At 69.4% G+C, this 12,687-nt stretch carries 15 protein-coding genes; 4 read left to right on the forward strand and 11 right to left on the reverse strand.

The features are described from left to right. Window positions 1-52: 52 nt before the first annotated feature. Window positions 53-1,255 carry a metallophosphoesterase gene (locus tag MYSTI_RS34775; RefSeq protein ID WP_015352532.1) on the forward strand — a complete coding sequence of 401 codons (1,203 nt, stop codon included), beginning with the start codon at window positions 53-55 and terminating at the stop codon, window positions 1,253-1,255. Here the strand turns inward: MYSTI_RS34775 and MYSTI_RS34780 are convergent. The 3 genes from MYSTI_RS34780 to MYSTI_RS34790 are packed head-to-tail and all read right to left on the reverse strand — an operon-like array spanning window position 1,236 to window position 3,873. Next, a complete protein-coding gene (locus MYSTI_RS34780; RefSeq protein ID WP_015352533.1) occupies window positions 1,236-1,889 on the reverse strand; it encodes a class II aldolase/adducin family protein in 654 nt (217 codons plus the stop codon). The genes MYSTI_RS34775 and MYSTI_RS34780 overlap by 20 nt on opposite strands. Next, window positions 1,886-2,992: an S-methyl-5-thioribose-1-phosphate isomerase gene (gene mtnA, locus MYSTI_RS34785; RefSeq protein WP_015352534.1), complete on the reverse strand. Its 1,107-nt coding sequence runs from the start codon at window positions 2,990-2,992 to the stop codon at window positions 1,886-1,888. The genes MYSTI_RS34780 and mtnA overlap by 4 nt, the downstream gene beginning before the upstream one ends. Beyond that, the gene (locus MYSTI_RS34790) at window positions 2,989-3,873 is read right to left on the reverse strand and encodes an S-methyl-5'-thioadenosine phosphorylase (RefSeq protein WP_015352535.1); all 885 of its coding nucleotides are present in this window, start codon (window positions 3,871-3,873) and stop codon (window positions 2,989-2,991) included. The genes mtnA and MYSTI_RS34790 overlap by 4 nt, the downstream gene beginning before the upstream one ends. A gap of 80 nt (window positions 3,874-3,953) precedes the next feature. Between MYSTI_RS34790 and MYSTI_RS34795 the strand changes: the two genes are divergently transcribed. The 3 genes from MYSTI_RS34795 to MYSTI_RS34805 all read left to right on the forward strand — a co-directional run bounded on the left by MYSTI_RS34795 (window position 3,954) and on the right by MYSTI_RS34805 (window position 5,418). Continuing rightward, on the forward strand, window positions 3,954-4,316 hold the full coding sequence (locus MYSTI_RS34795; protein WP_015352536.1) for an ArsR/SmtB family transcription factor: 363 nt from the start codon (window positions 3,954-3,956) through the stop codon (window positions 4,314-4,316). Beyond that, the gene (locus MYSTI_RS34800) at window positions 4,313-4,861 is read left to right on the forward strand and encodes an SRPBCC family protein (protein WP_015352537.1); all 549 of its coding nucleotides are present in this window, start codon (window positions 4,313-4,315) and stop codon (window positions 4,859-4,861) included. Before MYSTI_RS34795 ends, MYSTI_RS34800 begins: the two co-directional genes overlap by 4 nt. 116 nt (window positions 4,862-4,977) lie before the next feature. After that, the gene (locus MYSTI_RS34805) at window positions 4,978-5,418 is read left to right on the forward strand and encodes a CBS domain-containing protein (RefSeq protein ID WP_015352538.1); all 441 of its coding nucleotides are present in this window, start codon (window positions 4,978-4,980) and stop codon (window positions 5,416-5,418) included. A gap of 20 nt (window positions 5,419-5,438) precedes the next feature. Here MYSTI_RS34805 and MYSTI_RS34810 read toward each other — a convergent pair whose 3' ends face one another. From MYSTI_RS34810 to MYSTI_RS34845, 8 genes are all read right to left on the reverse strand, one after another. Beyond that, window positions 5,439-5,690 carry a hypothetical protein gene (locus MYSTI_RS34810; protein WP_015352539.1) on the reverse strand — a complete coding sequence of 84 codons (252 nt, stop codon included), beginning with the start codon at window positions 5,688-5,690 and terminating at the stop codon, window positions 5,439-5,441. Between the two features lie 148 nt (window positions 5,691-5,838). After that, a complete protein-coding gene (locus MYSTI_RS34815) occupies window positions 5,839-6,648 on the reverse strand; it encodes an alpha/beta hydrolase (protein WP_015352540.1) in 810 nt (269 codons plus the stop codon). 39 nt (window positions 6,649-6,687) lie between these two features. After that, window positions 6,688-7,392 carry a response regulator transcription factor gene (locus tag MYSTI_RS34820; protein ID WP_015352541.1) on the reverse strand — a complete coding sequence of 235 codons (705 nt, stop codon included), beginning with the start codon at window positions 7,390-7,392 and terminating at the stop codon, window positions 6,688-6,690. Continuing rightward, window positions 7,389-9,212, reverse strand: coding sequence for a sensor histidine kinase (locus MYSTI_RS34825; protein ID WP_015352542.1), 1,824 nt, complete (start codon window positions 9,210-9,212; stop codon window positions 7,389-7,391). The genes MYSTI_RS34820 and MYSTI_RS34825 overlap by 4 nt, the downstream gene beginning before the upstream one ends. Before the next feature lie 8 nt (window positions 9,213-9,220). Beyond that, window positions 9,221-10,618, reverse strand: a complete 1,398-nt coding sequence (locus MYSTI_RS34830; protein ID WP_015352543.1) for a YfbK domain-containing protein — start codon at window positions 10,616-10,618, stop codon at window positions 9,221-9,223. A gap of 93 nt (window positions 10,619-10,711) precedes the next feature. Continuing rightward, window positions 10,712-11,383 (reverse strand): D-alanyl-D-alanine dipeptidase, encoded by a 672-nt coding sequence (gene ddpX / locus MYSTI_RS34835; protein ID WP_015352544.1) that lies wholly within the window; start codon window positions 11,381-11,383, stop codon window positions 10,712-10,714. Continuing rightward, window positions 11,380-12,078: a 7-cyano-7-deazaguanine synthase QueC gene (gene queC / locus MYSTI_RS34840; RefSeq protein WP_015352545.1), complete on the reverse strand. Its 699-nt coding sequence runs from the start codon at window positions 12,076-12,078 to the stop codon at window positions 11,380-11,382. Before queC ends, ddpX begins: the two co-directional genes overlap by 4 nt. Further along, a complete protein-coding gene (locus MYSTI_RS34845) occupies window positions 12,078-12,677 on the reverse strand; it encodes a hypothetical protein (protein ID WP_015352546.1) in 600 nt (199 codons plus the stop codon). Before MYSTI_RS34845 ends, queC begins: the two co-directional genes overlap by 1 nt. Window positions 12,678-12,687 lie beyond the last annotated feature (10 nt).

The following is a 12,687-nucleotide window of genomic DNA, read 5'->3' on the forward strand; positions in this document are numbered from 1 at the left end:
AGCCCTGGGCTCCGCGCTATGACGATGTCTCCTCCGCGATAGGGAGTCTTGGATGGTCCGGGCGCTGATCTTCTTCCTCGTCTATGTGGCCGCCGGAGCCACCCTGAAGTCCCTGTGGCCCACCCTGCCTCGAGGGTGGCGCGCGTGGGCGCTCCTGGGAGGCTCGGCGGTGTCCCTGGGCATCCTCGCGATGCCCCTGGTGCTGCCCACCGCGGACCTGCCCCTCGTCGCGCGCATCTTCGCGGTGGGGTGGACCCTCTCCGCCGTCATCCTCCTGCTCGCGGGCCTCCCCGTGCTGCTCGTGCGCCGGTGGGTGGAGGGGCGCTCGCGGAAGGCTCCGGAGGCCGCGCCCCTGCTGGAGGTCCCCCCGGCGACCGCCCCGCTGGCGGGGGTCATGAGCCGGCGCGCGCTCCTGACGAACGCGGGGAGAGCGGTGCCCATGCTCGCGGTGGGGACGAGCACCGCGGGCCTCGCGGGAGGCTCCACGGGCTTCAAGGTGAAGACGGTGGAGGTGCGCCTGCCCAACCTGCCCGCGGCGATGGATGGGTTTCGCATCGGCCAGATTACCGACGTGCACGTCGGCAACTTCATCGACACGCAGTACCTGCGCGACGCCGTGGCGGCGATGAACGACGCGAAGGTGGACCTCCAGGTGATGACGGGGGACCTCATCGACGACCTGGAGCAGCTCGACGGCACCATGGCCGCGCTGGAGACCTGCCAGGCGCCGCACGGGATGTTGGCCATCCTGGGCAATCACGAGCATTGGCGCGGACTGGAGGAGATTGTCGCCGCCTACGAGGCCTCGCGCGCTCGGGGCAGCCCGGTGCGGTTGCTGGTGGACGAGTCCCACACCTTGGAGCACGCCGGGCAGCGCGTGCGTGTCGTCGGCGTGGACTACCCCATCTCCGGCCGCCGAGGCATGCGCGTGAAGCTGGAGCGCATGCTCGAGTCCGCGCGGAAGGCGTTCCAGGGTGTCTCACCGGACGAGGTGCTGCTGTGCCTCACGCACCATCCGGACTTCTTCGACCTCGCCGCGGAGAGAGGCGCCCGGCTCACGCTGGCGGGCCACACCCACGGCGGTCAGGTGGCGTTCTTCGGCCTGCCCCTCTTCTGGTTCGTCTTCCAGTACATGCTCGGCCGCTACCGGCGAGGGGACCACCAGCTCTACGTGTCCGGGGGCACCGGACACTGGCTGCCCTTCCGCCTGGGCGTGGCGCCCGAGGTGACGGTGCTCACCCTGCGCGCGGTGTGAGGGATTGCTGGCCGTAGGTCTTGAACTTCTCCAGCACGCGCTCCATCTCCTCCGCGTCGAGGAGCACGGGCTCTCCCACCTGGAGCGCCCGCCAGTACATGGCGGCGAGGGTCTCCACCTCGACAGCCAGCTTGAAGGCGCTGGCCAGGGTGGCGCCCAGCGACAGCATGCCGTGGTTCGCCATCAGGCAGGCCTTGCGGCCCTCCAGGGCGTGCAGTGCGTTGCGCGCGAGGTCTCCCGTGCCGAACGTCGCGTAGGGGGCGCAGCGGATGTCCACGCCTCCCGCGGCGGAGACCATGTAGTGGAAGGCGGGGATGCCTCGGCGCAGGCAGGCCAGCGTGGTGCAGAACATGGAGTGGGCGTGCAGCACGGCGCCGACTTCCGGGCGCGCGGCGAGGATGTCCCGGTGGAGCTGCCACTCGGAGGAGGGACGGCGGTGTCCCTCGTGCGTGCCGTCCATCCTCATGAGGACGAGGTCCTCCGGGACGAGCACGTCGTAGTCCATGCCGGTGGGCGTGAGCAGGAAGCCTCCGGCCACGCGCACGCTCAGGTTGCCGGAGGTCCCCTGGTTGAGCCCCGCCGCGTTCATCTTCCGGCAGGTGGCAATCATGGACTCACGCAAAGCCAGGCTCATGCGTGCCTCCTGGCACGCTCGGGGAAGAGCGAGCGCAGTCCTTCTTCCGAGGCCGCGCAGACGCCGCGCTCGGTGATGAGGGCGGTCACCAGCCTCGCGGGCGTCACATCGAAGCCGTAGTTGGCGGTGGGGCTGCCCTGGGGTGTCACGCGCACCGTGGCGATGTCTCCCGAGGACAGGCGTCCGGTGATGTCGCTGACCTCCGTGCCGTCGCGCTGCTCGATGGGAATCTCCTTCACGCCGTCGCGCAGGCTCCAGTCGATGGTGGGGGACGGCAGTGCCACGTAGAAGGGCACCCCGTTGTCCCGGGCCGCGAGGGCCTTGAGGTAGGTGCCGATCTTGTTCGCCACGTCGCCGTGGGCCGTGGTGCGGTCCGTGCCGACGATGCACAGGTCCACCCGGCCGTGCTGCATGAGGTGGCCCCCGACGTTGTCGGCGATGACGGTGTGCGGGACGCCGTGCTGCCCCAGCTCCCAGGCGGTGAGCGATGCCCCCTGGTTGCGAGGGCGTGTCTCGTCCACCCAGACATGCACGGGCAAGCCCGCGTCGTGCGCCAGGTAGACGGGCGACAGGGCCGTGCCCCAATCCACGGTCGCCAGCCAGCCGGCGTTGCAGTGCGTGAGGACCTCCAGACGCCCGCGCTTCCCCTTCCGCTCCCAGGCGGCCTCCAGCAGCTTCAGGCCGTGTCCACCGAGGGCGCGGTTGATGGCCACGTCCTCATCGCACAGCTCGGCGGCGCGGCGCTGGGCGGCGGCGACTCGCTCCGAGACGGCGAGCGGCGCGAGCAGCCGGCGCATCTCGTCCAGGGCCCAGTGCAGGTTGATGGCGGTGGGACGCGTGTCTCCGAGGACGGCGAGCGCCCGCGCCAGCGCCGCATCCGAGGCGTCCGCGCGCAATGCCAGCCAGACACCGTAGGCCGCGGTGGCGCCGATGAGTGGGGCGCCTCGGACTTGCATGGCGCGGATGGCGTGTGCGGCTTCGTCGAGCGTGGTGAGGCGGGCGGTAACGAAGGCGTGAGGCAGGCGCGTCTGGTCGATGATGCCCACGGCCTGTCCATCGGGCTCCAGCCAGAGGGTCCGCGTGGGCTTGCCGTGGACCTTCATGAGTACAGCACCCGGCCCGCGACGGTGGACAGCTTCTCCACGAGCGCGGGGTCCCGGGCGTCGGGCGCGGTGACGAGCGCATGGTCCAGAGCGCGATGACACCCCTGCCGGCACGGGCCTTCGTGACTCCCCAGCATCGGCACCATGTGCCTCACCAGGCCCTTTGCCTTGTCCACGTTGCGCAAGAGGACGGAGACAATCTGGTCCATGGAGACGGCGTCGTGCTCGGGGTGCCAGCAGTCGAAGTCCGTCACCATGGCGACGGTCGCGTAGCAGAGCTCCGCTTCCCTCGCGAGCTTGGCCTCCGGCATGTTCGTCATGCCAATCACATCACAGCCCCACGTCCGGTAGAGCCGGCTCTCCGCGAGCGAGGAGAAGTGCGGGCCTTCGATGGCCAGGTACGTGCCGCCCCGGTGCGCGGAGACCTTCAACGACTCACACGCGGACATCACCGCGTCCCCCAGCCGGGAGCACACGGGGTTCGCCATGGACACGTGCGCCACGAGCCCCGAGCCGAAGAAGCTCTTCTCCCGCGCGAAGGTCCGGTCGATGAACTGGTCCACCACCACGAAGGTGCCAGGAGGGAGCTCCTCGCGCAGGCCGCCCACGGCGGACAGGGACAGGAGGTCCGTCACGCCGCAGCGCTTGAGCGCGTCGATGTTCGCCCGGAAGTTGATGTCGCTGGGCAGGAGGCGGTGGCCTCGGCCGTGGCGCGGTAGGAAGACGACGCGGGTTCCATCGAGCGTGCCCAGACACAGCTCGTCCGAGGGCTCGCCGAACGGCGAGGACACCTTCTTCCACGTCACGTCCTTCAGGCCATCCATCTGGTAGAGACCGCTACCGCCAATGATGCCGATGACAGGCTCACGTGCTTTGGACATGGCGCGCGAGCCTAGCAGTCTCGCCTCCCCGAGGCCGCCCACGGATTGACAGGCGTGTGCACGGCCTCATATTGAACCGCATGGTTGAACTTCTCGCGACGCGGCTCGACAACACGTTCCATGCGCTGGCGGATCCTACCCGTCGGGCCATGTTGAGGAGCTTGTCCGTCCAGGAGCGCAGCGTCGGGGAGCTGGCCGCGCCCTTCGAGATGTCGCTGGCCGCGGCGTCCAAGCACATCAAGGTGCTGGAGAAGGCGGGGCTGGTGCGGCGGGAGGTGAAGGGCCGCGTGCATGTCTGCCGATTGGAGGCGAAGCCCCTGTCGGACGTGCGGGAGTGGCTGCGTTTCTACGAACGGTTCTGGGGCGAGCGGGTCGACGCGCTGGAGGCGCTCCTTCGAGCGGAGGCGCCCGCCGCGCCTCGGGGAAAGGGGCGCTCGCGATGAGTCACGGTGGGGAGGATGGTTTCGGCACGGTGAGCGCGCCGGAGACGGTGCGCATCGAGCGTGTGCTCCCAGGTCCCGTGGAGCGGGTTTGGGAGTACCTCACGGATTCGGAGAAGCGGGGCAAGTGGCTCGCTGCGGGGGAGATGGAGCTGCGCGTGGGGGGCCGGGTCGAGCTGCGCTTCTTCCACTCCGGGCTCTCCCATGAGCCCGTGCCCGAGCGCTATGCGGTCATGCGGGATGGGCATGTCCACACCGGACGCGTCACGCGGTGTGAGCCGCCGTTCGTGCTGGCCTACACCTGGGCCGAGCAGACGGGGGCTCCCTCCGAGGTCACCTTCGAGCTGAGCGCGCGGGGTGAAGAGGTGCTGCTCGTGCTCACGCATCGCAGGCTGGTCACTCGTGCGGACCGGGTCAGCGTGGCCAGTGGGTGGGATGCGCATCTGGGGATTCTGGAGGATGTGCTCTCGGGGAGAGCGCCTCGGGGTTTCTGGTCCACGCATGCGCTGCGGGAGGCGGAATACGAGCGGCGGCTTCCTCGCGACTGAGGAGGGAGCGGGCGCATGGCTTCTCGCATCCCTGGGCGGGTGGCGGCGGCCACCTGTCGCTCGCGGGGAGAAGGCGCACCTTGCCGGAGAGGGGCAACCGACTCCGGGAGGCCGTCATGAAGGTCGAAGAAATCATGTCCGAGAACCCCGTCACCTGCCTGGTCGACACGGGCATCGAGCAGGCCGCGCGGTGGATGGTGGAGTGTGACTGCGGGGCCTTGCCCATCATCGATGTGGATAACAGGCCCATCGGCGTCATCACGGACCGGGACATCACCTGCCGCATCGTCGCGAAGGGGAAGGACCCCTCCATGAGCAACGTGCGCGATGCGATGTCCGCGCCCGCGGCTACGGTGTACCGGGACACGACGCTGGAAGACTGTCTGGAGTTGATGGAGCAGAACCAGGTGCGTCGGATGGTGGTGCTCGACGACGATGGGACGGTCTGCGGCATGGTGGCGCAGGCGGACCTGGTGAAGCAGCTCAGCGCGGAGGAGACCTCGGAGCTGATGCAGGAGCTCTCCGTGGATACGGCGGCGCCGTCACAGGTGCACTGAGGGCCAGAGGCCGCGCTGACTCACTCCTCCAGAGCATCAAAGCGAGTCAGCGCCCATTCGAACCGAGGGAAGCGCTGTGCGAGGTCGACCAACTGCCCTCGGAACTCCTCCGTCCGGTCGACGGGCTCCAGCATGAGCAGCGGAAGGTACTCGGCGGTGTCGAGGACAACAGCGAGGTCATCGCTCTTGCCCTCGGAGGCCATGCTCCTCGCCAGGACGAGGACGCCGTTGAGGGCCTCGAGCGCGCTTCGTTGCTTGGCATCCGCAATCACGCATGGCCTCCACCGACAGGACGGCACCCGGTGCTCGCCTCGACTCCTTGGGAGGACTCACTCCATCCTCTCTGGCTTCGAGTCTGGATGCTCCACACAGCCTTCGCGGTTTCCCTTGGCATCGCGACTCCTCGCTCATGCCCAGGACTCACGCTCCCGTCAGGGCGAACGCCGCCATGCGAAGGACTCGCTCCAGCCCCGAGCGCTCCAGCACATCGTTGTGCCCTGCTCCGGGCACCGTCTCCACGATGGCGCGCGGGAAGCGCGTCCCCAGCCTGCGCCCCAGCTCCACGGGGATGAGCGTGTCTTCCTCGCCGTGGATGATGAGCACCGGCAGGCCGATGTCCGGCGCCTTCGCGCTCGAGTCGAACCGGTCCCTCACCAACAGCGACGCGGGAAGAAAGGGCAACATTTCCCCCGCGACATCCGCGATGGAGGTGTAGGGCGCCACCAACATGATGCGCGCGCCGTGTCCCCTTCGTGCCATCTCCACCGCCACACCCGTGCCCAGGCTGCGGCCACTGAGCACCGTGAGCTCCGGCGGCACTCCCTGCGCCTTCAACACCGCGAGCGCCGCCTCCGCGGCTTCGTAGATGCCCTCCTCCGTGGGATGCCCGGGTGACGCGCCGTATCCCGGGTACTCGACGGCCATGAAGCCCAGCCCGCTCTGGTTCATCACCGCCCCCAGGTCGAGCTGGTTCAACAACTGCTCTCCATTCCCATGGAAATGCACCACCGTCGGCGCGCCCTTCGGCCCCGGCAGATGCAACAGGTCCACGAAGGACTCACCCGCCAGTGGCAATCGACGGAAGCCCTCCGATGCGGGCAATGGCACCGGTGCCTTCGGCGCCGGATAGAGCAAGGAGCGCTGGAACACGAACGCCACCAGGCACAGGCCGAGGTAGGCGATGGCGAATATGGAGAACAGGACGGTGAGCATGCGGCGGAGACGGGGCATGGCCCTTCCCAGTCTGCCTCATCCGCACCCTCGCGCGCCTCAGGGCGACTCAATCTCCATGCGGTAGCCCACACCGCGCACCGTCTGGATGGCGAAACGTGACGCGCTCGTCCACCCGAGCTTCTTCTTCAAGCTGGAGACGAAGTTGTCCACCGTGTGCGGGTCCACGACGACATCTCGCCCCCACACCGCATCCAGGATGTCGTCCCGGCGCAGCACCCGCTCACGCTCCCGCACCAGGAACGCCAGCAGGTCGAACTCCGTGCGCGTCAGCTCCACCTGCGCCCCCTCGGGCGACTCCACCTTGCGGCGGTCCAGGTCCACGCGATAGCCCCCGAAGCGCAGCTGCTTCGCTGGAGCACTCGCCCCCGAGCGACGCACCAGCGCCCCCACCCGCGCGAGCAGCTCTCGCAGCCGGTAGGGCTTGCCCAGGTAGTCCTGCGCCCCCACCTCGAAGCCCCGCACGATGTCGTCCTCCAGCGTGCGCGCGGTGAGCATCAACACCGGCGAGGCATTGCCTTCGTCCCGCAGCGCCTTGCACAGCGAGTAGCCATCCCCGTCCGGCAGCATGACGTCCAGGATGATGAGCTGGAAGGTGCGACCGGCCAGGTGCTCGCGGGCCTCGCGCACCGTGGCGGCCTCCTCCACCGCGTAGCCTCCCTGGTGCTCCAGGCTGTCGCGCAGCGCGAGCCGCAGGTTCGGGTCGTCCTCCACGAGAAGAATCGTCGGCTGGGTCGAGGTCATGTCGTCGCGGTCGGGGGAAAAGAGAGCTCGAAAGTCGTGCCCTCGGAACTCGAGGCCACCACACGAAGGTCGCCGCCGTGAAGGCGCATGATGCGGCGGCACAGCGCCAGGCCCAGGCCACTCCCTGGGACTTCACGCCCCTGGCCCTGCAAGCGGACGAACTCGCCGAAGACCCGCTCCCAGTCCTTCGGAGGGATGCCCACGCCGTTGTCCGAGAAGCGAACCCGCCCTCCCGGCAGCGCCTCCACGCGCAGGCGCACGGGGTTGCGCGTGTTGTACGCACAGGCATTGCGCGCGAGGTTGGACAGCAGCAGGCGCAAGAGGTGGGCATCGGCGCGCAGGGACAGCTCGCCCACCGCCACCTCCCACTCCACGGGGACCTTGGACCAACCCTCCAAGTCCCTCCGCAGCAGCGACACCAGCTCCTCCAGCCGCACCGGCTCCAGCCGAGGCACCCATCGCCCTTTGTCGATGCGGTTGAACGACAGCAGGTTCTCCACCAGGAAACCCAGCCCATCCGCCTCACGGACGATGCGCGACGGGTAATCCCGCGCATCCGTCCCCTCCGCGAGCCGCCACTCCAGCGTCTCCGCCAGCAAGCGGATGGAGGCCAGCGGCGTGCGCAGCTCGTGCGACACCGTGGCCACGAAGTCACTCTTCAGTTCCAGGAAGCGGTACTTGCGATGCTGCGCGAGGAACGCGAGCACGGCGATGCCCAGCGCCAGCCCCGCGCACACCACCACCATGCCCGTCTTCAACCGGTAGCGTCGCTGCAGCGCCGTCTCCGCCTTCGCCCACTCCGGCGTCACCACCGACAGCGGCAGCGCGTCCAGCGAGAGCACGGCCGCGTCCCCCAACAACCCCACCGTCCCCTCCGCGTCCAGCAACCCGCGCTCACGCATCTCCTTCGTGAGCGACTCCAGGAGCGCCCCCGCGTCCACCGCCACACCGCGCACCTGATTGCCACCCCGCGGCTCCAGGTACCACCCCGCACGCACCAGTACCGGGCCGGGGAGCACCTCGGGCAGCGGCAGCGGACTTACGGCCAGCTCGCGAGCGCGCGACACGAAGTCGTCCACCGGCGCCCCCACCTTCGCGGAGAGCGCCGCCACCCGCTCGAGCAGGAACTGGAAGTCCCCGGGCGTGAAGCGCGAGCGCCTCGACAACAGCAGGCGCTGGAGTCCCTCCAGCCGCCCACCCTTCCCGTCCGCCAGGCCATCGCGCACCAGGGCCTGCATCAACTGCGGCACCGGGTCGCCTCGCTCCGCCAGCGCCTCCAACACCACGAGGAAGCCCGGCACATCCCGCGTCGAGGCCAGCACGTATTGCGAGCGGTGCTGGAGCAGCGCCATCAGCGCCACCGTGGACGCACGACGGTCGCCTCGCGTGAGCGCCGTCTCCACCGCGCGCGTCCGCACGAGCCGCTCCGCCCACGGGTCCTCCTGGTCGTCCGCCACCTCCGTCCCCGCGCGCAGCCGCGCATAGCGCTCGCTGGCGGGAGCCATCTCCCCCGTGTCATGCAGCGCGAGCCGAGGCAGCACCTGCCCACCGCGCTCGCGCAGATAGAGCCCCGGAGCCGGAGCCAGCGGGTCCGTCACGGCCGCCTCGAGCGAGGGCTTCGCGGCCTCCAACCTGTCCCGCAGCGACTGCGCCAGCGACGCCCGCGCGTATTGCTCCAGCGCCTCGCGCCGTGACTCCAGCGAGCGCCGGGCATCGTCACGCTCGGTGGCGAAGATGCGATGGAGAGAGCCCAGGCCCCACGCCAGGCCGATGAGGCCCAGGAGGAGCGCGACGAGCATGGGCAGCAACCGGCGGAGCATGAGCGCGGTTACTTTCCGGGGACAGGCGACGCGTCGGGGTCCAGGTTGGACAAGGAGCCCTCGCGGTCCTTGCGCTGGTCCAGCGACCCGGCCTTCTTGATGAGCGCCCCCAGTTCCACCACGTCGGGACGGCCCGTCAGCGGCGCGCCGATGTCCTGCCACAGCGCATGCAGCCGCGCCCAGTCGAGCGACCGCGTCCAGTGAGAACCCCGCAGCTTCTCCGCGAAGGCCGCGGCCACGAAGGCCAGGCGCGACTCCGGGGCCGCTCGCGCGCTCGACGAGCGCAGAGTGCTCGACGGCAGGTACTTGTACGCGCGGCGCCAGCTCGTGTTCTCGCCCACCTCGTAGAGCACACGCGCGGTGGCGAAGGAGATGCCAGGGCCAATCAGCTTCACTTCGTAGATGGCCGTCACGGACGCACCCGCCTTCATCGGCACGGCCTCCGGCTCCGCGTCATCATCGAGCGGCTCCGGCGTGGCGGACGTCTGCTCGTACCCCACCAGCCGATAGCGGGCGACCACCCTCCGGTCGAACTCCACCTGCATGCCCACATCGCTGAAGTCCTCGAGGGAGTGCAGGCTCACTCGCACGAAGTGGTAGCCCTTGCGGCTGGGCGAGGGATATCCCTCCACGTGGAGCTTGAACGGGCCCACGAGCTCCCCGGGCTCGCCCAGGTCGAAGCTGTTGACGAAGTCCTCCACTCGCACGGACTCCTCGGGAGGCAGCGTGTCGCGAGCCAGGTAGCCCTTCGTCAGCACGTACGACGCGGTGCTGACCCGCAGCGGATACGTGGAGATGCGCTCCTCCTCCGTGTCGATGGTCGGATTGACGCCGAAGCCTCGCGGGTCCAAGTCCCTCAGCAGCTTGCTCCCAGGAGCCAGCATGAGGGAGTTCGCAACACTGGGAGAGGGTGACGACTCCTGCGGCAACACCCACGGCGGAGCCCTGTCTCGAATGTCTCCACTCCGAGCCGACGCCATCCACGCGACGCCATCCGACTCCCAGCGCTGCGGTGGAGCCAATGGCGCCAGTGGCGAGAACGCGTGCGCCGGCGCGGTGCTCACCGCCCCCGTCCCCACCGACACCAGCTCCACCTTCAGGGCGAGCGCCTGCCCGGCCTCCACTCGCACGTCCGTGCGGATGACCGACTGGAAGGACTCCTTTTCGAAGCGCAGCGTGTAGCGGCCCGCGGGAAGCGCGGTGAGGGCGAAGTGCCCTCGCGCATCCGTCACCGCGCCGCGCGGCACCGGGAGCACCGGCGACTGAGCGGAGACCTTCACCCCCTCCAGCGGCTGCTGCCCGGGTGCCTGGAGGACGGCGCCCGACACGGAACCCTCTTGTGCCCACGCCGAGGAGGCGAGGCACAGGAGGACTCCGCACAGGTATCGCAGGAAAGCGGTCTTCATCGTGGAACCAGCGGCATGGGCACCCGGCGGGCTTCGCCTTGAAGCAGGCACAGCGTGCCGCAGCCGGGGCCTCGCATCATCATGGTTCCGTCATCATGGGGTCTTCGTCGAGGCGAAGGGCACATCCAGCACCGGCCGCGTCTTGGCGTCCGGCAGGTCGTAGTGCCACCACTCCATGCGGTTGGGGACGAAGCCCGCCCCCTCCATCGCCTCGCGGAGAATCTCGCGGTGCTTGCGCGAGGCCTCGGTGCCTCCCGCGTAGCCGTGGTGCGCCTCGGGCGTGAAGGTGTCGAAGGGCGTGGGCATCTCGACCTCCTTCCCCTCCAGCGTCACCAGCGTCAGGTCCACCGCGCCGCCCCGGTTGTGGTTGGAGCCCTTGCGAGGGTCCGCCACGTAGCCGGGCACGGGCATGATCTTCCACATCTCCCACTGCACCGCGCGCGGGCGATAGCAGTCGTAGACCTTCAGCCGGTAGCCCTGGGGCCGCAGCACCTCCGCCGCCGCCTTCAGCTTGCTCGCGGACTCCGGCAGCAGCAGGCAGCGCGCCGAGTCCGGGTACACCTTCTTCTTCAAGAAGTTGTCCGCCGTCGCGTAGCGGAGGTCCAGCGCCAGGTCCTCGACCACGGAGGTCGCATCGACCAGCGGCGCGATATCCCCCGCCTTCCGCGCCTTCGCGGGCTTGCTCTTCGCGGTGCTCGGAGCCTCGGCCAGCGCCGAGGTCCCCATGCACAGCCCCAGCACCCAGACCCACCGCCGCGCGCTCATCCTCGGGCCCCCGCCGCGTAGTGCGTCGGGTCCGGGACGCCCGCTTCCTCGAAGCCCTTCTTGCGCAGCATGCAGCTGTCGCAGCGCCCGCAGGCACCGCCCTGCTCATCCGGGTCGTAGCAGGAGTGCGTCATGCCGTAGTCCACGCCCAGACGCGTGCCCTCGCGGATGATGTCCGCCTTCGACATCCCCGACAGCGGCGCGTGCACGGTGAAGCGCGCACCCTCCGCGCCCGCCTTCGTCGCCAGGTTCGCCATCGCCTCGAACGAGCGGATGAACTCCGGCCGGCAGTCCGGATAGCCGCTGTAGTCCACCGCGTTGACGCCGATGTAGAGGTCCGTGGCCTCCACCACCTCCGCCAGGCCCAGGGCCAGCGAGAGGAACAGCGCGTTGCGCGCGGGCACGTACGTCACGGGGACACCGTGGCTCATCTCATCCGCCGGGCGGTCCTTGGGCACGTCGATGTCCGCGGTGAGCGCCGAGCCGCCAATCTGCCGCAGGTCGATGCCCACCACGCGGAAGTCCTTCACGCCCAGGGCCCGAGCGACTTCACGCGCCTTCTCCAGCTCCACCGAGTGACGCTGGCCATAGGACACCGCCAGGCACACCGGCTCGAAGCCCTGGGCCTTCGCCATGGCCACACACGTCGTCGAGTCCAGGCCACCCGAGAACAACACCACCGCTCGCTTCGTCATCAGTCCCTCCGCACTCCCTGCACCTTGTACGCCGTCTTGCACGTGCTGGGAGTACACGTGCAGGGGCCCGGAAGGAAGACGTCCGTCAGCGAGCCACACGCCATCGCCACGTCGTAGCCGTTCTCCGTGGGCCCCGGCGGGCTGCCGTCCGGCGTGCCTCCGTCGAAGCGCAGGCAATCCCGGTTCAGCTCCCGCGACTGGCTGTCGCTGAAGAGCGTCACCTTGAGCGTCTCTTCAATCTTCGAGTCCTTGCAGTCCGTGCCGCACGAGGCGCGGGGCGCGGTGGCGCTCAGCGTCGAGTCCACCGTCTGCCCTTCGTACTTCGCGTCCCGGTTGAAGCCCTGGACGGTGAACCAGCCCACGCCCCCGTCTTCGTTCTTGGAGAACGTGCCCTCGAAGCGGAACACCCCCGCGTCGTCGAGCTGCGCGAACTCCGGCATGGACGCATCACAGGTGGTGCCCGCCGGGTCGAGGCGGGCCTCGAACTGGAAGGTGCCCATGAGCTGGTTGCCCGGGTACACGGGGTCCGAGATGCAAGCCACCGCCGTCACGACGGCGGCGGCGGGGAGGACAGAGAGGGCGAGGTGCTTCAGGCGCATACGGCGCGAA

Source organism: Myxococcus stipitatus DSM 14675 (assembly GCF_000331735.1).
In the GTDB taxonomy this organism is placed as follows: domain Bacteria; phylum Myxococcota; class Myxococcia; order Myxococcales; family Myxococcaceae; genus Myxococcus; species Myxococcus stipitatus.

Bases quoted from the DNA above. Each gene is read 5' to 3' on its own strand.
- MYSTI_RS34775 (WP_015352532.1), top strand. From the start codon at position 53: ATGGTCCGGGCGCTGATCTTCTTCCTCGTCTATGTGGCCGCCGGAGCC.
- MYSTI_RS34780 (WP_015352533.1), bottom strand. From the start codon at position 1,889: ATGAGCCTGGCTTTGCGTGAGTCCATGATTGCCACCTGCCGGAAGATG.
- mtnA (WP_015352534.1), bottom strand. From the start codon at position 2,992: ATGAAGGTCCACGGCAAGCCCACGCGGACCCTCTGGCTGGAGCCCGAT.
- MYSTI_RS34790 (WP_015352535.1), bottom strand. From the start codon at position 3,873: ATGTCCAAAGCACGTGAGCCTGTCATCGGCATCATTGGCGGTAGCGGT.
- MYSTI_RS34795 (WP_015352536.1), top strand. From the start codon at position 3,954: ATGGTTGAACTTCTCGCGACGCGGCTCGACAACACGTTCCATGCGCTG.
- MYSTI_RS34800 (WP_015352537.1), top strand. From the start codon at position 4,313: ATGAGTCACGGTGGGGAGGATGGTTTCGGCACGGTGAGCGCGCCGGAG.
- MYSTI_RS34805 (WP_015352538.1), top strand. From the start codon at position 4,978: ATGAAGGTCGAAGAAATCATGTCCGAGAACCCCGTCACCTGCCTGGTC.
- MYSTI_RS34815 (WP_015352540.1), bottom strand. From the start codon at position 6,648: ATGCCCCGTCTCCGCCGCATGCTCACCGTCCTGTTCTCCATATTCGCC.
- MYSTI_RS34820 (WP_015352541.1), bottom strand. From the start codon at position 7,392: ATGACCTCGACCCAGCCGACGATTCTTCTCGTGGAGGACGACCCGAAC.
- MYSTI_RS34825 (WP_015352542.1), bottom strand. From the start codon at position 9,212: ATGCTCCGCCGGTTGCTGCCCATGCTCGTCGCGCTCCTCCTGGGCCTC.
- MYSTI_RS34830 (WP_015352543.1), bottom strand. From the start codon at position 10,618: ATGAAGACCGCTTTCCTGCGATACCTGTGCGGAGTCCTCCTGTGCCTC.
- ddpX (WP_015352544.1), bottom strand. From the start codon at position 11,383: ATGAGCGCGCGGCGGTGGGTCTGGGTGCTGGGGCTGTGCATGGGGACC.
- queC (WP_015352545.1), bottom strand. From the start codon at position 12,078: ATGACGAAGCGAGCGGTGGTGTTGTTCTCGGGTGGCCTGGACTCGACG.
- MYSTI_RS34845 (WP_015352546.1), bottom strand. From the start codon at position 12,677: ATGCGCCTGAAGCACCTCGCCCTCTCTGTCCTCCCCGCCGCCGCCGTC.